Source organism: Aeromicrobium sp. HA (genome assembly GCF_027171405.1).
GTDB lineage: Bacteria > Actinomycetota > Actinomycetes > Propionibacteriales > Nocardioidaceae > Aeromicrobium > Aeromicrobium tamlense.
The window spans coordinates 1,011,224-1,034,734 of record NZ_CP114372.1 but is presented as its reverse complement, the minus strand read 5'-3'; the positions used below and the strand labels follow the sequence as shown (position 1 = coordinate 1,034,734).

The window sequence follows — 23,511 nt, the reverse complement described above, 5'->3', positions numbered from 1 at the left end:
CGCCTCAGGGGCGGACGTGTCGCGCCTCCTGATCGGCGTCAGCGGCTGGAGCTACGACGGGTGGCGCGGCGACTTCTACCCGAAGGGCCTGCCCCGGCGTCGCGAGCTCGAGCACGTCGCGTCGCGCCTGACGGCCGTCGAGGTCAACGGCACGTTCTACTCGCTGCAGCGGCGCACCACCTTCGAGCGCTGGGCCCCGGAGGTGCCCGAGGACTTCGTGTTCGCGCTGAAGGGCAGCCGCTACATGACGCACCTGCTGCGACTCGTCGGCGTCCGCACGACCGCGGAGGCCGCCGTGCTGGCGGGCGAGCACGACGACCGCGTGCCACCCGAGCACGCCCTCACCGAGGCCCTCGTCGATGCCCCCCACCCACCACGCCCTCGAGGTCCGCCACCCCTCGTTCGCCGATCCCGGCTTCGCGGCCCTGCTGCGCGATCTCGACGTCGCCGGCGTCTGGTCGGACGCGCCCAAGGACTGGCCCGTCCTCGACCTGCCCTCGAGCTCGATCGCCTACGCGCGCCTCCACGGCCACACCCGCCTCTACGCCAGTCGTTACAGCGATTCCTCCCTGGACGCGTGGGCGCAGTGGTGTCGCAGGCGGTCCGCCGAGGGCCGCGACGTGCACGTGTACTTCGACAACGACTCCCAGGGACACGCGCCGCACGACGCCGAGCGGCTGCTCCACCGGCTCCGTCCGAGCTGACCTCCGCTCGGGTTGCCGACCCCCGGGGGCGGTGTGAGGCTGAGAGCGGTTGAACCCCCAGCCACCCGGTTCTCTCCCGATCCGACGGAGGCTCCATGACTGCGTTGTACGACCACCCCCACACGACGAGCTGCGAGGACCTCGTCCTCGAGCACCTGTCGCTCGCCACCGCCCTCGCCCGCCGGTTCGGCAACCGCGGCGTCGACGCCGAGGACCTCGAGCAGGTCGCCCGGCTCGCCCTGGTCAAGGCGGCGAAGCGCTACGACCCCGCTCAGGGCCCGTTCCCGCCGTTCGCGACCGCCACGATCCAGGGCGAGATCAAGCGGCACTTCCGCGACCGGGCCTGGATGGTGCGACCCCCGCGCCGGGTCCAGGAGATCCAGGCGCTCATCGCCGGCGAGCAGCTGCCCGAGCTGACGACGGCGAACCTCCACGAGATGGCCGCGCGCCTCGGCGTCGCCCCGGAGGACCTCCGGGACGCGGCCGCGGCACGGGGCTGCTTCCACCCCGACTCCATGGACGACGTCAGCCACGGACGGCGCGAATTCGTGCGCGAGGACGACGACCTCGAGTTCGTCGACGAGTGGCTCACGGTCGCGCGCCCGCTGCGCGAGCTGGAGCGCGAGTCGCGCGAGCTGCTGCACTGGCGCTACGTCGACGAGATGACCCAGCAGGCGATCGCCGACCGGCTCGGCATCAGCCAGATGCAGGTGTCGCGCCGGCTGTCCAAGGTGCTGTCCTCGCTCCGCGGGCATCCCGACCTGGCTGCGGCATAAAATGGAGGAGCTCCACCGGCTGTAGGAAGGATCCGGGCGTGACCGGCGACACCACCACTCCCCTCATCAACCAGCTCGCGGACGTGGCCCTGTCGATGCATCAGGAGCACTCGGCCGAAGCGACCGTCGAGTCCGTGCTCGGCTACATCAAGACCGCGGTGGGCGCCCAGTACGCGGGCGCCCTGCTCTTCGGCGAGAAGGCAGCGATCGAGACCGTCCCGGGATCGGACGACATCGTCGAGAAGGCGGGCGCCGTCCAGGCCGAGGTCGGCGAGGGGCCCGACCTCGCCGCCATCGAGGAGGCCCAGTCCATCCTCGTCTCGGACATCCGCGCCGAGCCGCACTGGCCGCACTGGGCGCAGGCCATGGCCGAGCTGGGCCTGCGCAGCCTGGTCAGCGTGAAGCTGTCCACGCGCGACCGAGCCTTCGGCAGCCTGACCGTCTACTCGACCCATCCCGACGCGTTCACGGACGAGGACCGGTCGGTGGTCGAGGCGTTCGCGCGCCACGTGGCCATCGCGATCTCCACGTCCGTGCGGGAGCAGAACCTCAACGCGGCGATCGACTCGCGCAAGCTCATCGGCCAGGCGCAGGGCATCCTCATGGAGCGCTTCTCGCTGTCCGACGCGCAGGCCTTCGCGGTGCTGCTGCGGTACTCCCAGCACTCCAACACGAAGCTGCGCGTCATCGCCGAGCGCCTCGTGTCCGAGCGCACGCTGCCGCCCGAGTCCGACTGACTCAGGCTCGGCGCACCCGTTCGACCGAATCCAGCCATGCCGCCACCACGCGGTCGGCCATGTCGGAGGTGGAGCGCATGTTGCGCGTGACCTCCAGCCCGCGAACGAGGGCCATGAGCGACTCGAAGGCGAGCGCCTCCTCGTCGGGGTCCTCGATCCCGGCGTGGCGGCGGAAGAGATCGCGCAGCGCAGAGCCGAGCCGACGCTCGGCCGGCAGCAGAGCGGCCCTCAGCTGCTCGTCGGTGCGCGAGGCCGACCACAGCTCGAGCGCCGCCTGGAAGTACGGACCGGTCATGGCCTCGCGGATCGCCTCGACGAGCAGCCGCAGCGAACCCGGACCGTCCTCGAGCTCCTCGAGTGTGCTGCTGATCATCGCGAACCGTTGGTCGGCGACGTGATGAATGGCCGCGACCAGCAACTCGGACTTGGAGCCGAAATGGTGCAGCAGGGCGCCACGGGAGAGCCCCGCGGCGTCCTGGATGCGCTGGGTCGTCGTGCCCGCGTACCCGTAGGTGACGAGGCACTCCACGGTGGCGTCCAGCAGGCGCTCACGCGTGTGGGCGAGCTGCTCCTTGCGGGTCATGGACACGACGCCACGTTACTGAATCTCCGCGGCGGTGTTCACAGCTGCGCGAGCTCCCCGGCCGCGATCTGGTCGCGAAGACGGAACTTCTGCAGCTTGCCCATGGCGTTCGTCGGCAGCTGATCGGCCACGAACCACGACTTCGGCGTCTTGTGCGGTGCCAGGTGCTCGCGCAGGAACGTCTGGAGCTCGCCCGCCGAGGGACGCGCGGCGCCCGCGAGCTGCACCACGGCCGCGACCGACTCGCCCCATGCCGCGTCCGCGAGCCCGACGACGACGGCCGAGGCCAGTGCCGGGTGCGTGACGAGGACGTCCTCGATCTCGCGCGGGTAGATGTTCTCACCGCCGCGGATGATGAGGTCCTTGATCCGGCCGGTCACGGTGACGTAGCCGCGGGCGTCCATGCTGCCGAGGTCACCGGTGTGCAGCCAGCCCCGCGCGTCGATCGTCTCGGCCGTGGCCTCCGGCTGGCCGAGGTACTCGATCATCGCCTGGAAGCCGCGAGCGCAGATCTCGCCCTCCGTGCCGACGGGCACGACCTCACCGGACCGCGGGTCGAGGATCGCGACGTCCACGTTCGGCAGCGGCTGACCCGCGGTGTGCAGGGCGTCCTCGCGGGCGTCGTCCGGGCGGGTCTGGCACACGATCGGGCTCAGCTCGGTCTGGCCGTAGACGGCGCTGAAGCGGGCTCCGCACACCTCGTCCCAGCGGTCGACGAGGACGGGCGGCACGAGGTCACCACCCGACATCACGACGTCGAGCGCGGAGAGGTCGAAGCCGGCGAGGCCCGGGTGGGCGAGCATCGCGTGCAGCATCGCCGGGACCGCACCGATGCCCTTGACGCGATGGTCCTGGATCGCCGTCAGCAGCAGGGACGGGTCGAAGAGCTCGGCCAGCACGAGCGTGCCGCCCTGACCGAACGTCCCCATCGCGGCCAGGCCGCAGCCGGCGGTGTGGAACAGCGGCAGAGCCGTGGCGTAGGTCGCCCCGTACGGCAGGTCACAGCGCTCGCGCACGTAGCGCGCGTTGTTGACCATGGCGACGTGCTTGAGGACCGCGGCCTTCGGGCGGCCCGTGGTGCCCGACGTGAACTGGATCTGCGTGGGCGAGTCCGGCGAGACCTCCGGCAGCTCCACGCGGCGCGGGGCGGCGCGGACGTCCTCGAGCCAGCCGCCGAGTGCGACGGCCTCGCGGATCCGCGACACCTGCGGCAGCACGGCCTTCACGATCGTGGCCATGTCGGTGCCGCGGAAGTCGTCGACGTGGAAGACGCCCACCGCCTCCGACGCCTCCAGCACGTGGCGCAGCTCCTCGCCGCGCAGCGCGGGGTTCGCCGTGACGAGCACGAGGCCCGCCAGCGCCGCCCCGTACTGGAGCACGATCCACTCCGGCACGTTCGGTGCCCAGACGGCGACGTGCTCGCCGGGCTCGAAGCGCTCGAGCAGCCAGGCGGCCGCGTGCTCGGCGTCGGCCAGCAGCTCGGCGTAGGTCCACACGCGGTCGTCGCGGTCGGGGGCGACCGAGACGAGCGCGATCGCGTCGGGCGCCTGCCCCGCCCCGTCACGCAGCAGGTCGCCGACGGTGAGCGGCAGGACGGGCTCGCTGGTGTCGGCCTCCCACAGCGACCGGGTCAGCGCCCTCATCGGCCGCCGCCCGCCGTGTCGCGCCGCATCGCCGCGACCTCGTCGGCCGTGGGGATCGCTCCGCCGCCGTCGGGGATGAAGCGGCCCGTGTCGCGCCACTGCACCGCGGCACCGAAGCCGTGCTCCTTCGCGAAGTCCACGAACCACCGGCCCTCGGGCGAGTGCCGCGTGATGCCGTCGAACAGGACGGCCATGTTCTGGGTGCTCTGCAGGCCCATGTTGTCCAGCGCCTGGTTGACCATGAGCTTCTGCATGACGAGCTGGTTGATCGGGACGCCGGCCATCCGCTCGGCCAGCCGCTCCACCTCGGCGTCGAGCTCGTCGGCGGGGACGGCGTCGATCACCAGGCCCCACTCCTTGGCCTGCGCGCCGTTGATCGTGTCGCCCGTGAGCAGCATGCGCTTCGCCCGCTCGGCACCGAGCCGGTACACCCACATCGCGGTCGTCGGGCAGCCCCAGATCCGCGCCGGCATGTAGCCGATCTGCGCGTCCTCGGCCATCACGACGAGGTCGCACGAGAGCGCGATGTCGCTGCCGCCCGCCACCGCGTGGCCCTGCACCTTGGCGATCGTCGGCTTGGCCGAGCGCCACAGGGAGAAGAAGTGGTCGGTGTTGGCCTTCATCATCTGGAAGTCCTGGATCGGGTCCCAGACCTCCCCCTGGTGGTCGATGCCGCCCTCGGCGTACACCTTCAGGTCGTAGCCCGAGCAGAACGAGCGGCCGCTCCCCTGCAGGACGATGACGCGCACCTCGGGATCGGCGTTCGCCTCGTCGACGGCGGCGTGGATCTCGCGGGCCATCTCGGCGGTGATTGCGTTGAGGCGCTCGGGGCGGTCGAGGGTGATGTAGGCGCGGCGGTCGCGGGTCTCGTAGCGCACGGTGTGGCCGGTGAAAGGCACGCTCAGCTCCTTCTCGGGGTGTGTGGTCGCCGTCACGATTTCACAGTCCGTCCGGACTGTCAATCAACACCGGCAATCACTCGTCGCCGTCGCGTCGCCCGCGCTTGGTCCGGCTGTCGTAGTGGGGTGCAACACTTCAGTGTTCGCGCCCGGGCGAACGCGTCGTCTCGAGGAGTTCCGTGAATCTGTTCGCTCGCTTCAGCATGGCCAACCGCGCCCTCATCGCGCTGGTCACCGTGGTCGCCTCCATCGCCGGCGTCTACTCCGTGACCCAGCTGAAGCAGGAGCTGATCCCGGCTCTGGAGTTCCCCGCCGTCATCGTGGTGTCGCAGTACCCCGGTGCCTCCGCCGACGTCGTGGACGCGCAGGTCACCCAGAAGGTCGACTCGGCCGCGAAGTCGCTGGAAGGCGTGGAGTCGATCCAGTCGACGTCCACCCCGGGCAGCTCGATCGTCATGGTCACGCTCGACTACGGCACCGACACCGCCTACGCGCGCCAGCGCCTCGAGAGCAGCCTCGGCTCCGCGCTGGCGGGCCTGCCCGACGACGTCGAGCCCCTCGTGATCGCGGGCAGCATCGCCGACATCCCGATCGTGCAGCTCTCGGTCTCGGGCGAGGGCGCCGACCTGGCCGACCTCACGTCGAAGGTCGACGAGGAGCTCGTCCCGCTGCTCGACGACATCGCCGGCGTCCGCGACGTCACCGTCTCGGGTGGACCGGTCGACCAGGTGCAGCTCACGATCCAGCCCGCCGCGCTCGCCGCCGCGAAGGCGAACGTCGGCGACATCGCCACCACGCTGCAGCAGAACGGCTCGCTGCTGCCCGCCGGCGCCGTCACCGACGACACCACCACCCTCAGCGTCCAGGTCGGCAGCGAGCTGCAGGACGTGAAGGACATCGCCGCACTCCCCCTCGCGGGCAGCCCCGGCACCACGCTGGGCGACGTCGCGCGCGTCCGCCTCGCCGAGAAGGCCGCCACCTCGATCTCGCGCACCGACGGCAACCCCAGCATCGGTCTCGCGATCACCAAGACGCCCGACGGCAACACCGTCGACATCTCGCACGCGGTGGCCGACGCCGTCGACGAGGCCGGCACGGCACTCGGCGAGGGCACGTCGGTCGACGTCGTGTTCGACCAGGCGCCCTTCATCGAGAAGTCGATCGAGGACCTCACCACCGAGGGCCTGCTGGGCCTGGTCTTCGCGGTCGTCGTGATCCTGGTGTTCCTGGCGTCGCTGCGCTCCACGATCGTCACCGCGATCTCGATCCCGCTCAGCCTGCTGGTCACGTTCGTCGGCCTGCTGGTCTTCGGCTACTCGCTCAACATCCTGACCCTCGGCGCCATCACCGTCGCGATCGGCCGCGTGGTCGACGACTCGATCGTGGTGATCGAGAACATCAAGCGACACCTCTCCTACGGCACGCGGAAGTCCGAGGCGGTGCTCACCGGCACCCGCGAGGTCGCCTCGGCGATCACCGCCTCGACCCTGGCCACGGTGGCGGTCTTCCTGCCAATCGGCCTGGTCGGCGGGCAGGTCGGCGAGCTCTTCCGCCCGTTCGCGTTCACCGTCGCGCTGGCGATGCTGTCCTCGCTGCTCGTGGCGCTCACGATCGTGCCGGTGCTGGCCTACTGGTTCCTGCGCGAGCGCCAGGGCGAGGTCGACCCCGTCGCCGTCGAGGCCGCCGCCCAGGAGAAGGAGCGCCGCACCCTGCTGCAGCGCGGCTACGTCCCGGTCATCGACTGGGCGCTGCGCCACCGCGTCATCACGCTGGTCCTCGCGGCCGTCCTCTTCGTCGGCTCGATGGCGCTCACGCCGTTCATGAAGACGAACTTCCTGGGCAACTCCGGCCAGAACACGTTCACGGTCGTGCAGTCGCTCGAGCCCGGCGCCTCGCTAGCCGCGATCGACACCGCCGCGCAGAAGGTCGAGGACGCGCTGACCTCGGTCGACGGCGTCGACACCGTCCAGGCCACGATCGGCTCGGGCGACGGCCTGGCCGCGCTCTTCGGCGGGGGCGGCGACGCCAACTTCGCCGTCACCACCGACGAGGACGCCGACCAGGAGGCCCTCCAGGACGAGGTCTCCGCGCGGCTCGACGAGCTGCAGGACGTCGGCACGGTGCAGATCAGTGCCGCGGCCGCGATGGGCGGCTCCTCCACGATCGACGTCGTCGTCACCTCCGACGACCCGGCCTCGCTCGACGACGCCGCCGCGCAGGTGCTCGAGGCGCTCACCGACGTCGACGGCGCGTCCGACGTCTCGTCCAACGCGCAGGCCGCCCAGCCGACGATCACCGTCACCCTCAACCAGGTCGGCCGCACGCTCGGCGTGAGCGAGCAGCAGATCAGCCAGGCCGTGTCGTCGCTCACCGGTCCCACGCCGCTGGGCAGCGTCGTGCTCACCGGCGCGCAGACCGACGTGGTCGTCCTGCCGGGCGGCGAGGTGCCCACCTCGGTCGAGGAGCTGCGCCGGCTGCCGTTCGGCGACGCCACCCTGGGCGACGTCGCCGAGGTCGAGCAGGTCGCGCTGCCCGTGTCGGTCACGCGCCAGGACGGCGACCGCTCGATCACGGTCTCGGTCACGCCCGAGGGCGACGACCTGGGCACCGTGAACTCGTCGATCGCGAAGGCGATCGACGGCGTCGACCTCCCCGAGGGCGCCGAGGCCACCGTCGGCGGCGTGTCCGCCGACCAGGCCGAGGCCTTCGCCCAGCTCGGCATCGCACTGCTGCTGGCGATCGCGATCGTCTACATCGTCATGGTGGCGACGTTCAAGAGCCTCATCCAGCCGTTCCTGCTGCTGGTGTCGATCCCGTTCGCCGCCACCGGCGCTGTCCTGCTGCTCGTCATCACCGGCGTGCCGCTCGGCGTCCCGTCGCTCATCGGCATGCTCATGCTGATCGGCATCGTGGTCACCAACGCGATCGTGCTGATCGACCTGGTGAACCAGTACCGGCGCCAGGGCGCCTCAGCCGAGGAGGCGGTCCGCGAGGGCTCGCGCCACCGCGTCCGCCCGATCGTCATGACGGCCCTCGCCACGATCTGCGCCCTGACCCCGATGGCGCTCGGCGTCACGGGCGGCAGTGCGTTCATCAGCCAGCCACTCGCGATCGTCGTGATCGGCGGCCTGGCCAGCTCGACCTTGCTCACGCTGATCCTGGTCCCGGTGCTCTACCTCGTGGTCGAGCGCTGGCGCACGCGCAAGGAGCGGCGCCGCGCGCGTCGCGCCGCGCGCGCTACCGCGGTCTGACGGTTGTGGTGGCTCCGGGTCGCGGCTAGTATGCAACTCGTTGTATGCAACGAGTTGCATGAGTCCCGGCCCGGAGGTCACCCCATGTCCCTGCCCACCGTCCTCGAGAACCGTCTGTCCATCCCGGTGATGGCGTCCCCGATGTTCATCGCCTCGGGTCCCGAGCTGGTCATCGAGCAGTGCAAGGCCGGCGTGGTCGGCTCGTTCCCCGCCCTCAACGCGCGCCCGGCGTCGCTGCTGAACGACTGGCTCGACCGCATCGAGTCCGAGCTCGCCGGCACCGACGCCGCCCCGTTCGCGGTGAACCAGATCGTGCACCGCTCGAACAACCGCCTCGAGGAGGACATGACCACGATCGTCGAGCACCAGGTGCCGATCGTCATCACCTCGCTGGGCGCCCGCCCCGAGATCAACGACGCCGTGCACTCCTACGGCGGCATCGTGCTGCACGACATCATCAACAACCGCTTCGCGCACAAGGCGATCGAGAAGGGCGCCGACGGCCTCATCGCGGTGGCCGCGGGCGCGGGTGGCCACGCCGGCACCCTCTCCCCCTTCGCCCTCGTGCAGGAGATCCGCCAGTGGTTCGACGGACCGCTCGCGCTCTCGGGCTCGATCGCACACGGCCGCTCGGTGCTGGCCGCGCAGGCCGCCGGCGCCGATCTCGCCTACGTCGGCTCGGCCTTCCTGGCCACCGAGGAGGCCAACGTGGTCGACGGCTACAAGCAGATGATCGTCGAGAGCTCGGCCGACGACATCGTCTACTCCGACCTGTTCACCGGCGTGCACGGCAACTACCTCCGCGGCAGCATCGAGGCCGCCGGGCTCGACCCGCACAACCTCCCCGCCGGCGATCCGTCGACGATGGACTTCGGCTCGGGCGGCACCACCGACGCGAAGGCCTGGAAGGACATCTGGGGCGCCGGTCAGGGCCTCGGCGTCGTCGACGCGACCGTGCCCACGGCCGACCTCGTCGCCCGCCTCGTCCGCGAGTACGACGAGGCCCGCCGCGACCTCCTCGCCGCCGTCCCGGCCTGAGTCTCAGCCGTCACACGATTCCCCGGTTAACCGGGTTTTCCTGCACGATGCGGGGGGAGCTTCCCCCGCATCGTGAGGGATTCCCCTGCTAACCGGGGAATCTTCTTTCCTACGCGCACCACCGACGCAGACGGGCCCCGGGGGCCGTCAGCGGAACCCGTAAGGCAGGCTTGGTCCCGCACGCCACGAAATCTGAACGTAACAAAGCAGACGGGAATGAAGCCTGGTGACCTTGCACGAGAGCCTCGGGACGATCTACGACGAAGTCCTGCACCGCAACCCCGGTGAGACCGAGTTCCACCAAGCCGTGCGCGAGGTGCTGGACAGCCTCAACCCCGTGGTCAGCAAGCACCCGCAGTACACCGACGCCGCCGTCATCCGCCGCGTCTGCGAGCCCGAGCGCCAGATCATCTTCCGTGTCCCGTGGGTCGACGACCAGGGCAACGTGCAGATCAACCGTGGCTTCCGCGTCGAGTTCAACTCCGCGCTCGGCCCGTACAAGGGCGGCCTGCGGTTCCACCCCAGCGTCTACCTGGGCATCGTCAAGTTCCTCGGCTTCGAGCAGATCTTCAAGAACTCCCTCACCGGCATGCCGATCGGCGGCGGCAAGGGCGGCTCGGACTTCGACCCCAAGGGCCGCTCCGAGGGCGAGATCATGCGCTTCTGCCAGGCCTTCATGACCGAGCTCTACCGCCACATCGGCGAGTACACCGACGTGCCCGCGGGCGACATCGGCGTGGGTGGCCGTGAGATCGGCTTCCTGTTCGGCCAGTACAAGCGCATCACCAACCGCTACGAGTCCGGCGTCCTCACGGGCAAGGGCATCACGTGGGGCGGGTCGCTCGTGCGCACCGAGGCCACCGGCTACGGCACGGTGTTCTTCGCCGGCGAGATCCTGCGCACCCGCGGCGAGTCGTTCGACGGCAAGCGCGTCGTCGTGTCGGGCTCGGGCAACGTGGCGACCTACGCGGTCGAGAAGCTGCAGCAGCTCGGCGCCACGGTCGTGGCCTGCTCGGACTCCAGCGGCTACGTCGTCGACGAGAACGGCATCGACCTCGAGCTGCTCAAGGACGTCAAGGAGGTGCGCCGCGCCCGCATCAGCGAGTACGCCGAGGGCCGCGACGGCGCGCACTTCGTGAGCGACTCCTCGATCTGGCACGTGCCGTGCGACATCGCCCTGCCGTGCGCCACGCAGAACGAGCTCGACGAGACCGACGCGAAGACGCTGGCGCAGAACGGCTGCACGATCGTGGCCGAGGGCGCGAACATGCCCTGCACGCCCGAGGCGATCAAGGCGTTCGGCGAGTCCGGCATCACCTTCGCGCCCGGCAAGGCCGCGAACGCCGGCGGCGTCGCGACGAGCGCGCTGGAGATGCAGCAGAACGCCTCGCGCGACCGCTGGTCGTTCGAGTACACCGAGGAGCGCCTCGCCGAGACGATGCGCGGCATCCACGACCGCTGCCTCGAGACCGCCGACGAGTACGGCACGCCGGGCAACTACGTCGCGGGCGCCAACATCGCCGGCTTCACGCAGGTCGCGGACGCAATGCTGGCCCTCGGCGTCATCTGAGACCCGACGGAAGTCGTCCGTCCCGGACACGAGATGTGTAGCGTTGTCCACCCTTTTCGGGGTGGATCCGCCGGAAAACGGTGGATGCCGCTACACATCTCGCGCGGCGGAGCCGTGGCTCAGGTCGCCTTGCGGCGGAACTCCGGCTGCTCGATCGGCTTGCTGGAGCCGTGGGACTTCTCGCTGCCGTCGTGCTCGGCCCCCTCGGCCGTGGCGTGGTGACGGTGCTTCTTCTTGTCGAGCGCCTCGCGGAACTTGGCCTTCATGTCGTCGGAATCGGTCACTGCGGCCTCCTCAGGTCGTGTCCAACGTAGCCCGGCGCGCAGGCCGGCGCGAGGGCGTCAGCGCCAGTGCCCGTGCCCCTTCGGCTTGCCGACGTCGCCCTTGCGGTAGTCGCAGACGCCCTCGGGGAACACCTGCTCGAGGCGGGCGATCTCCGCGCGGCCGGGACGCCACGAGCCGTAGAGCCCCGACTTCACGGCCTTCGAGACCGGCTGGAGCGCGCACTTCCAGATGCCGCCCTCGTACGGGGCGCCGGCCACGCGACGCGAGCTGGAGTAGATCGGGAAGCGCTGCGTGCACTCCCCCGCGGCCTTCGTGTCGAGGACGCCGTTCCAGACCTTCGGCCCGGCGGCGATGACCTCACCGCTCGTGGTGAAGCACGTGTCCACCGCGCGCGCCGGCTTGTTGCCCGAGACGCCCTTCCTCGGGTTCCGCGCGATGTTCGCCATCCACTCGTCGACGACCTCGAACGCCCGCATCGTCGGGTCGTAGTCCTGTTGAGGCCGCGCGTCGGCGAACCAGATGACCTGGTTCGAGGCGTCCCGGTCGACGTTGAGCATGCGCTGGCGCACCGCGAACGACTGCTGGGTGTTGTGCATGTCCAGCTCGTCCTCGAGGTACGGCCGCAGGTCGATGATCGGGATGTCGATGTCGCCCTGGAACTGCATGCCCGAGGTGTAGGCCGCGCGGATGGCCTTCAGGTCGCCCGACCGCCGCGGCGCGGGTGCGTCGCCGCCGGGGCTGAGGTTCATGTTGCGCGAGCTCCACGGGTCGAAGTTCTGCGGCGTCGTGGCGCCGGCGAACGGTGCCCCCTCGGTCACCATGTCGCGGGCCTCCTTCCAGCTGCCCACCTTGGCGTTGAGGTCGACGAACTCGGCCGGCGTGATGACGCCGTCCTTCAGCGCCTGCAGGCCGTACTGGACGCCCACGTTGTCCCACGGCACGCGGGCGTACCCGTCGGAACCGGTGCCGTAGATGTTCACGAGGTCGGCGAAGTGGGTCCACTGGACGCCCTCGGTGCCCTGCGCGAGCTTGTCGAGGTCCTGCACGTCGGTGAACGTCGGGTTGAGCGCCAGCGGCGTGAGCCCGAACCAGCCGGGCTTGCACTCCATCAGCGGGGGCGCCGCCGAGCCGGGCGCACGGTCCATCACCTGGTAGCCCAGCGCCTGCATCGCGCCGTACAGCTGGTTCCACTGCGCGATCTCGCCGGCGGACAGGTTCTTCGGCTCCTTCGTGCCGTTGAGGCCGATGATCGCCTGCCGGACCTCGGGGTCCTTCCACTTCGGGTTCGCCCGGTCGGTGGCGTCGAAGTAGTGCTCCAGCAGCTCGCAGTCGCCCACGTGAATGATCTGCGTGACCATGTCGGGGTACGAGTACTGCGGGATCGCCGCGTCGATGATGCCCGGGTGGTTCTGCGCGTAGACGTACTGCTGGATCGCGCCGCCCGAGCCGCCCACGGCCACCGTGTAGTCCGGCACGCCGTAGGTCTCGATCGCGCGCTCCTTGAGCATCAGCGCGGTCTCGCCGCCGAGCTGCAGGTTGTAGTGCGTGCTGGTGCGGGTGCCGCTCGACCACATGACGCCGTAGCCCTGGCCGAGCAGGTCGGCGGGCAGCATCGCGCTGTCGCTCGTGGTGCCCTGCGCGTGCCCGATGGCGACGCCGCCCTGGAAGCTGAACACGAGGCGGCGGTTCCACAGCGCGTCGTCGGGACGCTCGGGATCGGCGTCGCCCACGGGCGCGAGCGCCGCGATGCTGTAGACGAAGCGGTTGACCGTGCCGCGCTCCCACCGCACCACGAACGGCACCTGCTGACCGTCCTTCGTCGTCGTGGTCGCGGTGTCGGCCGGCGCGTTCGCCGGGTCGTCGAGCCAGTGGAACCGGTTGTCCGTGGTGGAGCGGTAGATGTAGCCGATGCGGCGCTCGGCGGCGCAGTTCGCGCTCCAGCCGACGGTCTCGGCGTCGGCGGTCGGGTAGCCGCGCCCGTCCTGCGGGTAGTCGCCGTTCGCGTCCTCGCGCGCCACCGCGATGCCCTGCCGGTCCTGGTTGTCCACGATGGGCTGGCCGAGGATCTTGCGGCCGTCGAAGCGGCCGCGCGCCGTGGTGCAGACGAACGGCTGCTGCTGCGGTCCGGAGAAGATCGGCCCGGACTCGGGGAAGTTCGTGACGCGCAGCGAGGCGGAGCGGGCGCCGTGCCGGGCGCCCCTGCGGACCTCGGCCCGCAGCGTGGTCCGCCCGACGCGCAGGTCGTCGACGAGTCCGACGAGGGTGCGGTCGGAGGTCAGGTCGAACGCGTCGGTGACGTCGGCCGCGCCGGCGCGGATCACCACGTCGGACGGCCGCACCTGCTTCGGCAGACTCACCTCGACGAGCGCGTCACCCGCGGAGACCTGGTCCGGGGCGCTCGACAGCACCTCGATGCGCAGGGCGTTGCCGTGGCGCGGGCTGCCGGCCTCGGCGGCGACGGTGGCGCCCGCCACGAGCGCGAGCCCGGCGGCGCCGACGAGGACGAGACGAAGGGGACGGTGGGGTGCACGCATGCCTGACTCCCAACAGGACAGCCCGAGAGACTCGATGTTCGAGCACCTTACTGTGACCTACGTCACATTGTCACGACCTGCGGACGAAGGCGACTCCCCCCGGTCCTCCCGGGCCGTCTCGTAGGCGGGCTCGCGCAGGCGCCGGACCCAGTCGTAGTTCTGCAGTCCCGGGACCGTCCTGCGGACGGGGTCGAACGAGGGCTGCTCGGCGGACTCGTGGAGCAGTCGCAGCACCGCGAAGGCGACCCAGGCGCCCTGCCCCTCGGCACGCAGCAGCACGTACTGCTGCGGTCCCGTGGGCGCGGCGGCCAGCAGCAGCGGACCCTCGGGGCCGCGGTACGGCAGCAGCGTCGTCGACAGGTGCCAGCCCGAGGACTTCACGGGGCGCAGCAGGAAGCGACTGAACCGCCCCGAGCCGGTGCTGGCGAGCAGCACGTCGGCATCGCCCTGCTCGGGCAGCCGCAGGGCGAGGCCCTGGATGTCGGGCCAGCCGTGCGGGAAGCCGAACGCGGCGGAGACGCGGACGATCGCGCGCTCGGTGCCGGGCTCGTCGAGCCACGGGACCCCGGTCGGCAGCAGCGTGCCCGTGCGGGTGAGCTCGGCCTCCCACACCGTGCCGCGCGGGTGCAGCGGCTTGCGGGCCCGACGAGCCACCGCGACGGCGTGCGTGGCGCCCTCGAGGACCAGCCCGCCGGCCCGCGCGGCCACGCGGCCGGCTCCGGTGGCGAGCTCCTCGGCGGCGCGGGGCAGTGAGGTCATCGGGGCTCCTGACGGGTCACGGGTGCAGCGGGGGCATCGTGCTGCCGGCGCGCTCGGGGATGCCCGACAGCAGCGCGTTGACCGCGTCGCGTCCCGAGTGGTCCGGGGTCCAGTCCAGCTCCGTCCGGGCGCGCGCGGTGGACATCAGGGGCACGCGCATCAGCGCACCCAGCAGGCTCCCGGGCACCGGAGCGGCGTGCACGCGCCACGCGGCGCCGAGCACGGCCTGCGCGGCGCGCGCCGGGACCTCGACCGTGCGCGCACCCATGAGCTCGCCCAGCTCGGGATGGCGCAGCACCCCCTCGCCCGCGAGGTTGAACGGGCCGCTGACGGGGCGCTCGACCGCGGCCCGGATCGCACGGCCGACGTCGCCGGCGTGGATCGCCTGGAACCGGAGCCCGGCGGGCACGGGCAGGATCGGGATGCGGCGGCGGTCCAGCAGCGCGGGCCTCGCGAGGGCGCCGCCGAAGATGCGGCGCTGCTCGCTCGCGGCGGAGCGCTGGAACACGAAGGCGGGACGCAGTCGCACCACGCGGACGTCCGGGTGCGACGCCTCGAAGCCGTCGAGGGTGCGCTCCACGTAGGCCTTCTCGCGGCAGTAGGTCGCCTCCGAGGCACCGTCCGTCAGCCACGACTCGTCGACGGGCGTGTCGTGCTCGACCGGCGAGTAGGCGGCCACCGACGACGCGACGACGACCTTCGGCACGCCGACCGCCTGGACCGCGTCGAGCACGCGCCGGGTGCCCACGGCGTTCGTGGCCCACGTGACGTCCTGGCGGTGCGTCGGCTGGAACTTCCAGGCGAGGTGCACCACGGCGTCGGCACCGGTGAGGACGGTCGTGAGCTCGTCGTGCGAGACGTCGGCGGCATGCCAGCGCACCGAGGAGGCCCCCGCATTCGCGATCTCGGGCAGACGGCGTGCGACGGCGGTGAGCTCGTGCTCGCCGCCGGTGGACAGCTCGTGCAGGGCGGCGGACCCCAGGTTCCCGGTCGCGCCGGTGATGACGATCCTCATGCAGGACACGTACCCGCGGCGCGTGCTCTCACACCCCAGCCGTCGCCGCGGCGCTCGACCAGGCCCTGCTCCTCGAACGCCTCGAGCCAGCCCGTCATGGGCCAGCGGCCCCAGCGGCGGTGGAACAGCGCCCCGTTGCGCAGGATGTCGTCGAGGTGGTCCACCGGGGGCCGTTGCACCGGGTGGTGCTGGTGGAAGGCCCTCGCGCCGCCGGTCCAGCCGAGGTCGACGCCCGCGCGCGCGGCGCACTGCGAGAAGTCGGTGTCCTCGCCTCCGTAGCCGACGTACTCCTCGTGGAAGCCGCCGATGCGGTCCCACGTCTCGCGGTGCACCGCGAAGGAGAGCGACCAGAACAGGTCGGGGTCGCCTCCTCGGATCCGCTCCCCCGGGGCCGGCGCCGGCCGGGCGGCGTGCGGTGAGTCCCACGCCTCGACGTCCTCCGGGTAGCCCTCCGGCGGCGGGGGCGGGAGGTAGGTGACCGGGCCGCACCACAGGAGGTCCGGCTCGGTGGTCACGGCGTCCACGTAGTCCTGCACCAGCCCCGGCGAGACCAGGCAGTCGACGTCGAGGAACACCAGCACCTCGGCGCCGGCACGGAGCGCGGCGTCGGCGCCCGCGTTGCGCGCGGCGGCCAGCGGCAGACCGAGCGGGTCGCGATCGATCGCGAGGGCGTGCACGGCGGGTGGCGCCTCCGGGCTCCACTCCAGCAGCTCCGGGTCGTCCATCGCGACGAGCACGCGCTGGTCCGGCAGGCGGGTGTTGCGGGCCAGGCTCGCGTGCTGCGCCCGCAGGTGGTCGTGACGCCCGTGGGCGACGGTGATCACCGCGACGGACGTCATCGCGCGACCGGCTCCGCGACGAGTCCGGCGACGAGCGCCGCGAACCGCTCGGGTGCGTGGCCGTCACACCAGCGCTCCCAGCCTGAGCCGTCGAGGCGTGCGGCGCGCTCGAGCCGCTCCGCCCACCCGGCCGCGGGAAACCCGAACTCGACGAGTGCCGGCCACGACTCCCCGGCCAGCACGCGCGCGGTGGAGTGCTGCTCGTCGTGCGGCCGGTCGGCCGGGACGACGATCGCCGGGCGGCGTGCCGCGGCGACCTCGGCGATCGCGTTCTGGCCGGCGTGCGTCACCACCACGTCGGCCTCGCAGATCGAGGGGAACGGATCGGCGAGCCACGGTCCGTCGGCACCGCCCAGCACCTCCCACTGCCAGCCGGGCGTCTGGGCCCGGGCGACCTCGAGCTCCGCGTCGGTGAGGCCGCCGCCGCCCCTGCCGCCGAGCACCACGACGCGTCGCGCCGACGTCCTCCGGACGGGCTGGTCCTGCACCGGGAATCGCGAGACCGCGCCGACGCAGTGGAGCGGCTCGTCCACGCCGCGCACCATGCCCTCGGCCTCCTCGGGCCAGAACGCGACGAGCGCGCTCGAGGCAGCCCGACCCAGCCGGTGGGCGCGGTCGCCGCGGTCGCCGGGCAGGACGACCGAGACCACCGGGACCCCGTGCAGGCGGGCCAGCAGCGCGACCTCGACCGAGACGTCGCTGACGACGAGGGACGGGGCCGTCTCGCCGATCCACGTCGAGATCGCGGCCATCCGCGAGCGCAGCCCCGGCTCGCCGAGCGGCGCCCAGTGCAGGAAGCCGTCGGCGGTGTCGCCGGCCTCCTCGGCCCACGCGTCGTCGCGCTCGAGCCGGACCCACTCCCCCGCCCAGCCTTCCGGCTTCGGCAGGGACGACAGGCCGGTCACCGGCTCGTCCAGCGACTGCGCGAGGACGGTGGCGCGGTGCAGATGGCCGCTGCCCTGGTGGTGGACGTAGTAGCCGATCATGCGGCGAGCGGCGTCGACACCGCCCGGTACAGGTCCTCGTACCGGTCCACCATCGTCGAGATCGAGCAGCGCTCGACCGCGGCCCGCCGGACGCGCGACCGGTCGAGCCGGGCCGCGAGGTGCATGGCCCGGGCCAGACCGTCGACGTCGTCCGCCGCGGCGAGCGCGCCAACGGTGCCGTCGACGAACTCCGGCAGGGCGCCCCTGGCGAACGCGGCGACGGGCGTGCCGCAGGCCATCGCCTCGGCGGCCACGAGTCCGTAGGGCTCGTCCCACATCGGCGTCACCACGGCCACCCGCGCCGAGCCCACCGCGGCCCGCAGCGAGTCGTGCGTGAGATGTCCGAGATACCGGACGTCCCCACCGAGCCGCGGCTCGATCTGCGTGCGGAAGTAGTGCGCGTCCAGCGACGGCCCGGCGAGGTCGAGCGGCATCCCGGCCGCCCGCGCCGCGTCGATCGCCAGGTGCGGACCCTTCTCCGGCACGAGCCGACCCGACCAGATCGCCGCGCGGCCGCCGGGCCCGGGCCACCACCGCTCGACGTCCACCCCGTTGGGGATGGTCGTCGTCGGGGTGACGTGGGCCCACGCCTGCGCCGTGAAGCGGCTGACCGCCACGAACGTGCTGGCGGGCGACGCGAACTTCAGGGCGGACTCCAGCCACGGCACCGGCGGCGTGTGCAGCGTCGTCACCATCGGCACGTCGAGCATCGCCGACATCGCCACGGGCAGGTGGTGGAGGCTGTTGTTGTGGATGACGTCGAACCGGCGGGCGTTCCGCGCGAGGTCGAGCATGAGCCCGAGGTAGGCGTGGTGCTCGTCCATCCAGGCCCCGGGCGTCACGTCGACGTCCGGACGGTTCACCTCCTCGTGCCGCAGCGCCTCCACCGGCAGCTCCGCCGTGCGCAGGTCGGGGTCCGATCCCGGCGCAGCGAACAGCGAGACGTCGTGGCCGCGCTGGGTCAGCTGGCGGGCGAGGGCGTGCGTGTGCGCCTCGAGTCCGCCGGCGAAGGGCTCGCTGATCGGGAACCGGCTCGAGGCGATGAGGCAGATCCGCAGGCCGCTCACGACAGCAGCCTCCGGTAGAGCTCCTCGTGGGCGCGGGACACCGCGATCCGCTGGGCGCGACGCTCGTCCACGTCGGCCCCGTGGTCGGGCCGGGCGGCGTGCGCGAACCGGACCGCGTCGCGCAGGGACTCGGCGTCGAAGTGCGACTCGTCGAAGCCGTAGCTCAGCACCGGCCCCTGGTCCGCATAGAAGCCGCACGTCGGCGCCACCACGGTGGTGCCGAGGTCGCGGCACGCCTCCAGCCAGCCCGAGTGCGTGCCGAAGCGGTAGGGCAGGACGGCCACGTCGAGGCTCGCGAGGTACTCCCACAGCTGGTCGTCGGGCAGGAAGTCGTGCACCCGCAGGTCGATCCGGCCGGCGGCGGCCTTCTGCTCGAGCCAGCGCGCGAGCTCGTCGTCGCGCCGGGCGCCGTCGGCGTCGAGGACGTCGCGGTGACCGTTGACCTGCAGGACCGCACCGGGCAGGCCCGCGAGCGTCTCGTCGAGCACCTCCAGCACCGGGAACGGGTCCATCGACTCGCGCAGGCTCTTGATGTGCACGCCCACGCGGAACTCGTCCGTGTCACGGGCGGCCCGCTCGCGGCGGAGCCGCGCCATCGTGTCGAGCTCGACGACGTGCGGGTGCGGCAGCACGATCGCCTCCCGGTCCCAGCGGCGCCGGATCTGCGCGGCGGCGCCCTCGGTGAGGGTCACCACCGCGTCGGCGGCGGTGATGAGGACGCCGAGCTGCTCGTCGTGCAGCTGCGGGGTCGGGTGGTGCGGGTTGCGCAGGTCGTGCGCGGTCAGCACTAGGGGCTTGCCGCGCTCGCGGAGGACGTCGACGAGTCGCTGGAGGTCCTCCGGCGAGCAGGCGTCGAAGCCGAACTGCACGTGGAACACGTCGAAGTCGGCCGTGGCCGCCCACTCCGGACGCAGCATGACCGGCGGCCACCACGTGCTGGTGGTTGAGCGCGAGGGGTGGTCGGGGTCGGGATCCGGCAGGTGCACGAACGGGCTCGGCCCGTCCGGCGGACGCAGGTGCCGCACGTAGACGTGCGTCGACGGGACGGAGGCGATGCGCAGCGACCCGGTGGCGGTGCGCTCTGCGACGAAGTTCGTGGTCAATCCAGGTCCCCGATCACGACACGGCCACGGGGAACCGGTCCCACACGCGGTGCGAGGCCATCAGCTCCTGGACCTGTCCGAACACCGTGGTGGCGTCGTCACCCGTCACGACGCCCGTCAGCCGGCCCGAGTAGCCCGCCGACTCCAGCGCCGTCACACCGTCGCCCCACGCACCGATCACCTTTGCGTGGCGCCACGTCTCGTCGATCAGCAGCTGCACGCGCGGATCGAGCGCCGGACCGCTGGGCGCACCGGACTTGTCGTCGCGCGACGCCAGCGCGTCGGGCGCGGGCTTCGGAAGGCCGGCCAGCAGGAGGACGTCGAACTCGACCGAGCGACCGGTCGCGAACGTCCGCTGCACCGTGAGCGGACCGACCGTGCCGCCGTGCGGGCCCACCACGAGCGGGACGGCGCCGGCGGAGAAGATCGCCGCACGCAGCGCCTCGACGCCCGCCAGGTCGCCGTCGGGGTCGACGACGATGCCGATCATGCGGCCGTCCGCGGGCCACGAGCCGCCGACCTGCGACAGCGCGGGGCTCGGCGTCTCCTGCGTGAGCTCGACCGTGGGCGCCGGCGCGGGCAGGCCGAGGGCCGTGGCCACCTCCTGGCACAGCACGGGATCGATGTCCGCCAGGTGCTGGAGCTGGCGCTCCTTGATCGCGTCCTCGTAGCACTTGCCCAGCTCGAACGAGTAGGCGCGGATGATGTGCTCCTTCTCGACGGGGCTCATGCTGGCCCAGAACAGCCGCACCTGGCTGAAGTGGTCGTCGAACGAGGCCGGGTTCGCGCGCACCTTCGTCGCCTCGGCGACGCGCACCGGCGTGTCCTCGAAGGCGCGGTCGTCGGCGCCGGCGAAGAACGGGCAGCCGCCGTCGAGCGAGTTCGGCTTGTACGGCGCGACCCCGGCGTGCACGGCGTGCTGGTGGAAGCCGTCGCGGAGCATGTCGTTGACGGGCGCGTGCGGCCGGTTGATCGGGATCTGCGAGAAGTTCGGCCCACCGAGACGCGTGATCTGCGTGTCGATGTACGAGAACAGCCGCGCCTGCAGCAGCGGGTCGTTGGTGACGTCGATGCCCGGCGGCAGGTGGCCCGGGTGGAACGCCACCTGCTCGGTCTCGGCGAAGAAGTTCGTCGGGTTGCCGTTCAGCGTCAGGCGGCCGATCGGCTGCACGGGCGCGAGCTCCTCGGGGACGATCTTCGTCGGGTCGAGCAGGTCGATGCCGGCGAACTCCTCCTCGGGGTTGTCCTCGAAGACCTGGATGCCCAGCTCCCACTCGGGGAACGCGCCCGCCTCGATCGCGTCGTAGAGGTCGCGGCGGTGGAAGTCCGGGTCGATGCCGTTGATGAACTGCGCCTCCTCCCACGTCAGGGAGTGCACGCCGAGTTTCGGCTTCCAGTGGAACTTCACCAGTGACGTGCCGCCCTCGGCGTTGACGAGGCGGAACGTGTGGACGCCGAAGCCCTCCATCATCCGGTAGGAGCGCGGGATGCCGCGGTCGGACATGTTCCAGATCGTGTGGTGCTGGGCCTCGGAGTGCAGCGAGACGAAGTCCCAGAACGTGTCGTGCGCGCTCTGCGCCTGCGGGATCTCGCGGTCCGGGTGCGGCTTGCCGGCGTGGATGACGTCGGGGAACTTGATGCCGTCCTGGATGAAGAACACCGGGATGTTGTTCGCGACGAGGTCGAACGTGCCCTCCTCGGTGTAGAACTTCGTGGCGAAGCCGCGGGTGTCGCGCACCGTGTCGGCCGAGCCGCGCGAGCCCAGCACCGTGGAGAAGCGCGTGAACACCGGGGTGGTGACGCCCTCCCGGAGGAACTGCGCGTGGGTCACCTCGGACGCCGTGCCGTAGCCCTCGAAGATGCCGTGGGCGCCGGCGCCGCGGGCGTGGACGACGCGCTCGGGGATCCGCTCGTGGTCGAAGTGGGTGATCTTCTCGCGGAAGTGGTGGTCCTGCATGAGGATCGGCCCGCGCGGGCCGGCCTTCAGCGAGTGGTCGCTGTCGCGCAGGCGCGCGCCCTGCGAGGTGGTCAGATACGCGCCGTGCTGGGTGCGCACGTCGTCGGGGGCGCCGGACGGCGCGCCGGTCGCCGACCGGGTGTCGGGTGCGCTCTGGTCCTTCTTGCGCGGCAGCGGCTCGCGCGGGGTGGTCGGCTCGTCCAGCGGGGCCGGCTCCGGGCCGGGCCGTCCCGGGATGTCCGGGCTCGCGAGCTCCGCCGCCTTGTCGAGCGCCTTCTCCGCCGTGCTCTCGACGGCGTCCTTGATGTTCTTCGCGGCCTTGCTCGGGTCCATCGTGGTCTCCTCGGGGAATCGGCGGTCGTCCTTTCCGGACGTACCCCTCCGCATGGGGGTCAATCGCGCGCGCGTCATCTCGTCGCGAACGGGTACTGGAGACCCACAAGGAGGCACGATGACCACAGATCCGCAGGACCCCCGAGACCGTTCCGACGACGCCGAGCAGGAGGGCACCGTCAGCGAGTCGGCGGCCAACCCGACGCCGCCGGACACCGATGTCACCACGTCCGAGGACGTGCACGACATGCCGCAGTCGCCCACCCGGCCCGACGTGGCCGAGGACGACCGGCAACCCGACTGAGTCCCCGTGCGCCACATCGGGATCGAGGAGGAGCTGTTCGTCGTCGATGCGCGCGGACGGCTCGTGCCGCGGGCCGAGGAGGTGCTCGCGGCGCACCTCGAGCGCGATCCCGAGCACCCGCTCGACCATGAGCTGTTCCTGCAGCAGGTCGAGGTGAAGACGGGTGCCCAGGACGACCCCGACGCCCTGCGCGAGGATCTCGTGGCGCGCCGCGGTGACGCGATCGACTCGGCCCGCTCGCTGGGCCTGGAGCTGGCGGCCGTCCCCGTGGACGTGCTCGGTGGCGAGGACCCGGTGGTGACGCCGTACCCCCGTTACACCCGCATCGTCGAGCGCTATGGAGAGCTCGCCCGCACGACGATGGTCTGCGGCATGCACGTCCACGTCGAGGTCGATCCGGACGACGCGATCCCGGTGATCGACGCGCTGCGCCCGTGGACGCCGCTGCTGGCCGCGCTCGCCTCGAACTCACCCTTCACGAACGGCCGGGACACGCGCGTGGCCAGCTGGCGCGGCCACCTGCGCGACACGTGGCCGTCGGCCGGGGTCGTCGAGCCGTTCCGCGACCGGGAGGCCTACCGGCTGCTCGTCGAGCACGCGATCGCGTCGGGCGCGGCGATCGACGAGCACATGGTCTACCTCGACGCGCGCATCGCGACCCGCTACCCCACCGTCGAGGTCCGCGTCGCCGACGTGTGCACCGATGCGGACGACGCGCTGCTCGTGGCCGAGCTGGCCCGCGCCCTGGTGGCCACGATCGTCACCGAGCGGACCGAGCCGGGCGAATGGCGGATCGACGTCCTGCGCGACGCGGCCTGGCGCGCTCGCCGCGACGCGCTCGACGCCACGCTGCTCGACCCGCTGTCCGGGATGTTCGTCCCGGCCGCGCAGGCGCTCGACTCCCTGCTGAGGACCGTGGCGGTCGCGCTGAAGGACGCCGGCACGGCCGACCGGGTCGAGTCCGGCGTGCACCGGCTGCTCACGTACGGCACCGGCGCGGTGCGCCAGCGCGCGGTGGCGGGCGACCCGCCCGACCTCACGGCCGTCATGACCGACCTCGTCCGCCGCACCGACCCGCGCCCGGCCTGACGGTTTCGTCCCGCGCGTCCCGGGGTACGTGACCGCCGT

At 71.9% G+C, this 23,511-nt stretch carries 20 protein-coding genes and 1 pseudogene; 9 read left to right on the top strand and 12 right to left on the bottom strand.

Annotation, left to right across the window (positions count from 1 at the left end):
• Positions 1-16: 16 nt before the first annotated feature.
• The 4 genes and pseudogenes from O3S82_RS05015 to O3S82_RS05000 form a co-directional block, all read left to right on the top strand.
• Positions 17-199 (top strand): annotated as a pseudogene (locus O3S82_RS05015) (DUF72 domain-containing protein); the annotation flags it as partial.
• A gap of 160 nt (positions 200-359) precedes the next feature.
• Entirely contained in the window at positions 360-704 is a 345-nt protein-coding gene (locus tag O3S82_RS05010) for a DUF72 domain-containing protein (protein ID WP_269306057.1), read from the top strand.
• Between the two features lie 95 nt (positions 705-799).
• Positions 800-1,480 (top strand): sigma-70 family RNA polymerase sigma factor, encoded by a 681-nt coding sequence (locus O3S82_RS05005; RefSeq protein WP_269306055.1) that lies wholly within the window; start codon positions 800-802, stop codon positions 1,478-1,480.
• 38 nt (positions 1,481-1,518) lie between these two features.
• Positions 1,519-2,217: a GAF and ANTAR domain-containing protein gene (locus tag O3S82_RS05000; RefSeq protein ID WP_269306053.1), complete on the top strand. Its 699-nt coding sequence runs from the start codon at positions 1,519-1,521 to the stop codon at positions 2,215-2,217.
• A 1-nt stretch (position 2,218) separates the two neighbouring features.
• On the opposite strand, the gene O3S82_RS04995 is transcribed toward O3S82_RS05000, so the two are convergent.
• Genes O3S82_RS04995 through O3S82_RS04985 form a run of 3 tightly spaced genes read right to left on the bottom strand, consistent with a single transcriptional unit; the run spans position 2,219 to position 5,378 of the window.
• Positions 2,219-2,800, bottom strand: a complete 582-nt coding sequence (locus O3S82_RS04995; RefSeq protein ID WP_179428224.1) for a TetR/AcrR family transcriptional regulator — start codon at positions 2,798-2,800, stop codon at positions 2,219-2,221.
• A 38-nt stretch (positions 2,801-2,838) separates the two neighbouring features.
• Positions 2,839-4,443, bottom strand: coding sequence for a class I adenylate-forming enzyme family protein (locus O3S82_RS04990; protein ID WP_179425708.1), 1,605 nt, complete (start codon positions 4,441-4,443; stop codon positions 2,839-2,841).
• Complete coding sequence (locus O3S82_RS04985; protein ID WP_269306050.1) at positions 4,440-5,378, bottom strand: crotonase/enoyl-CoA hydratase family protein; 939 nt, start codon at positions 5,376-5,378, stop codon at positions 4,440-4,442. Before O3S82_RS04985 ends, O3S82_RS04990 begins: the two co-directional genes overlap by 4 nt.
• A 143-nt stretch (positions 5,379-5,521) precedes the next feature.
• On the opposite strand from O3S82_RS04985, the gene O3S82_RS04980 reads away from it, so the two are divergent.
• The 3 genes from O3S82_RS04980 (at position 5,522) to gdhA (ending at position 11,201) form a co-directional block, all read left to right on the top strand.
• On the top strand, positions 5,522-8,593 hold the full coding sequence (locus O3S82_RS04980) for an efflux RND transporter permease subunit (RefSeq protein WP_269306048.1): 3,072 nt from the start codon (positions 5,522-5,524) through the stop codon (positions 8,591-8,593).
• A gap of 84 nt (positions 8,594-8,677) precedes the next feature.
• The gene (locus O3S82_RS04975; protein WP_269306046.1) at positions 8,678-9,631 is read left to right on the top strand and encodes an NAD(P)H-dependent flavin oxidoreductase; all 954 of its coding nucleotides are present in this window, start codon (positions 8,678-8,680) and stop codon (positions 9,629-9,631) included.
• A gap of 232 nt (positions 9,632-9,863) precedes the next feature.
• A complete protein-coding gene (gene gdhA, locus O3S82_RS04970; RefSeq protein ID WP_223303462.1) occupies positions 9,864-11,201 on the top strand; it encodes an NADP-specific glutamate dehydrogenase in 1,338 nt (445 codons plus the stop codon).
• Positions 11,202-11,320: 119 nt separating this feature from the next.
• On the opposite strand, the gene O3S82_RS04965 is transcribed toward gdhA, so the two are convergent.
• The 9 genes from O3S82_RS04965 to O3S82_RS04925 are packed head-to-tail and all read right to left on the bottom strand — an operon-like array spanning position 11,321 to position 22,079.
• Positions 11,321-11,485: a DUF5302 domain-containing protein gene (locus tag O3S82_RS04965; RefSeq protein ID WP_269306044.1), complete on the bottom strand. Its 165-nt coding sequence runs from the start codon at positions 11,483-11,485 to the stop codon at positions 11,321-11,323.
• 57 nt (positions 11,486-11,542) lie between these two features.
• Positions 11,543-14,020 (bottom strand): DUF6351 family protein, encoded by a 2,478-nt coding sequence (locus O3S82_RS04960; RefSeq protein ID WP_269306042.1) that lies wholly within the window; start codon positions 14,018-14,020, stop codon positions 11,543-11,545.
• Between the two features lie 57 nt (positions 14,021-14,077).
• Positions 14,078-14,779 (bottom strand): hypothetical protein, encoded by a 702-nt coding sequence (locus tag O3S82_RS04955; RefSeq protein ID WP_269306040.1) that lies wholly within the window; start codon positions 14,777-14,779, stop codon positions 14,078-14,080.
• Between the two features lie 16 nt (positions 14,780-14,795).
• On the bottom strand, positions 14,796-15,794 hold the full coding sequence (locus O3S82_RS04950; protein WP_269306038.1) for an NAD-dependent epimerase/dehydratase family protein: 999 nt from the start codon (positions 15,792-15,794) through the stop codon (positions 14,796-14,798).
• Complete coding sequence (locus tag O3S82_RS04945) at positions 15,791-16,633, bottom strand: glycosyltransferase family 2 protein (protein ID WP_269306036.1); 843 nt, start codon at positions 16,631-16,633, stop codon at positions 15,791-15,793. The genes O3S82_RS04950 and O3S82_RS04945 overlap by 4 nt, the downstream gene beginning before the upstream one ends.
• Positions 16,630-17,619 (bottom strand): glycosyltransferase, encoded by a 990-nt coding sequence (locus O3S82_RS04940; RefSeq protein WP_269306034.1) that lies wholly within the window; start codon positions 17,617-17,619, stop codon positions 16,630-16,632. Before O3S82_RS04940 ends, O3S82_RS04945 begins: the two co-directional genes overlap by 4 nt.
• Positions 17,616-18,686: a glycosyltransferase family 4 protein gene (locus O3S82_RS04935; RefSeq protein ID WP_269306032.1), complete on the bottom strand. Its 1,071-nt coding sequence runs from the start codon at positions 18,684-18,686 to the stop codon at positions 17,616-17,618. The genes O3S82_RS04940 and O3S82_RS04935 overlap by 4 nt, the downstream gene beginning before the upstream one ends.
• The gene (locus O3S82_RS04930; RefSeq protein ID WP_269306030.1) at positions 18,683-19,789 is read right to left on the bottom strand and encodes a glycosyltransferase family 1 protein; all 1,107 of its coding nucleotides are present in this window, start codon (positions 19,787-19,789) and stop codon (positions 18,683-18,685) included. The genes O3S82_RS04935 and O3S82_RS04930 overlap by 4 nt, the downstream gene beginning before the upstream one ends.
• A gap of 13 nt (positions 19,790-19,802) precedes the next feature.
• Positions 19,803-22,079: a catalase gene (locus tag O3S82_RS04925; RefSeq protein ID WP_269306028.1), complete on the bottom strand. Its 2,277-nt coding sequence runs from the start codon at positions 22,077-22,079 to the stop codon at positions 19,803-19,805.
• 118 nt (positions 22,080-22,197) lie between these two features.
• On the opposite strand from O3S82_RS04925, the gene O3S82_RS04920 reads away from it, so the two are divergent.
• Both O3S82_RS04920 and O3S82_RS04915 read left to right on the top strand, forming a co-directional pair.
• Positions 22,198-22,383 (top strand): hypothetical protein, encoded by a 186-nt coding sequence (locus O3S82_RS04920; RefSeq protein WP_269306026.1) that lies wholly within the window; start codon positions 22,198-22,200, stop codon positions 22,381-22,383.
• Positions 22,384-22,389: 6 nt separating this feature from the next.
• On the top strand, positions 22,390-23,472 hold the full coding sequence (locus tag O3S82_RS04915) for a carboxylate-amine ligase (RefSeq protein ID WP_269306025.1): 1,083 nt from the start codon (positions 22,390-22,392) through the stop codon (positions 23,470-23,472).
• The last annotated feature ends 39 nt before the right edge of the window (positions 23,473-23,511 follow it).

Coding starts and splice junctions, on each gene's coding strand:
- O3S82_RS04940 (WP_269306034.1), bottom strand. CDS start 17,619: ATGATCGGCTACTACGTCCACCACCAGGGCAGCGGCCATCTGCACCGC.
- O3S82_RS04950 (WP_269306038.1), bottom strand. CDS start 15,794: ATGAGGATCGTCATCACCGGCGCGACCGGGAACCTGGGGTCCGCCGCC.
- O3S82_RS04955 (WP_269306040.1), bottom strand. CDS start 14,779: ATGACCTCACTGCCCCGCGCCGCCGAGGAGCTCGCCACCGGAGCCGGC.
- O3S82_RS04925 (WP_269306028.1), bottom strand. CDS start 22,079: ATGGACCCGAGCAAGGCCGCGAAGAACATCAAGGACGCCGTCGAGAGC.
- O3S82_RS04995 (WP_179428224.1), bottom strand. CDS start 2,800: ATGACCCGCAAGGAGCAGCTCGCCCACACGCGTGAGCGCCTGCTGGAC.
- O3S82_RS04975 (WP_269306046.1), top strand. CDS start 8,678: ATGTCCCTGCCCACCGTCCTCGAGAACCGTCTGTCCATCCCGGTGATG.
- O3S82_RS04920 (WP_269306026.1), top strand. CDS start 22,198: ATGACCACAGATCCGCAGGACCCCCGAGACCGTTCCGACGACGCCGAG.
- O3S82_RS04960 (WP_269306042.1), bottom strand. CDS start 14,020: ATGCGTGCACCCCACCGTCCCCTTCGTCTCGTCCTCGTCGGCGCCGCC.
- O3S82_RS04990 (WP_179425708.1), bottom strand. CDS start 4,443: ATGAGGGCGCTGACCCGGTCGCTGTGGGAGGCCGACACCAGCGAGCCC.
- O3S82_RS05005 (WP_269306055.1), top strand. CDS start 800: ATGACTGCGTTGTACGACCACCCCCACACGACGAGCTGCGAGGACCTC.
- O3S82_RS04945 (WP_269306036.1), bottom strand. CDS start 16,633: ATGACGTCCGTCGCGGTGATCACCGTCGCCCACGGGCGTCACGACCAC.
- O3S82_RS05010 (WP_269306057.1), top strand. CDS start 360: ATGCCCCCCACCCACCACGCCCTCGAGGTCCGCCACCCCTCGTTCGCC.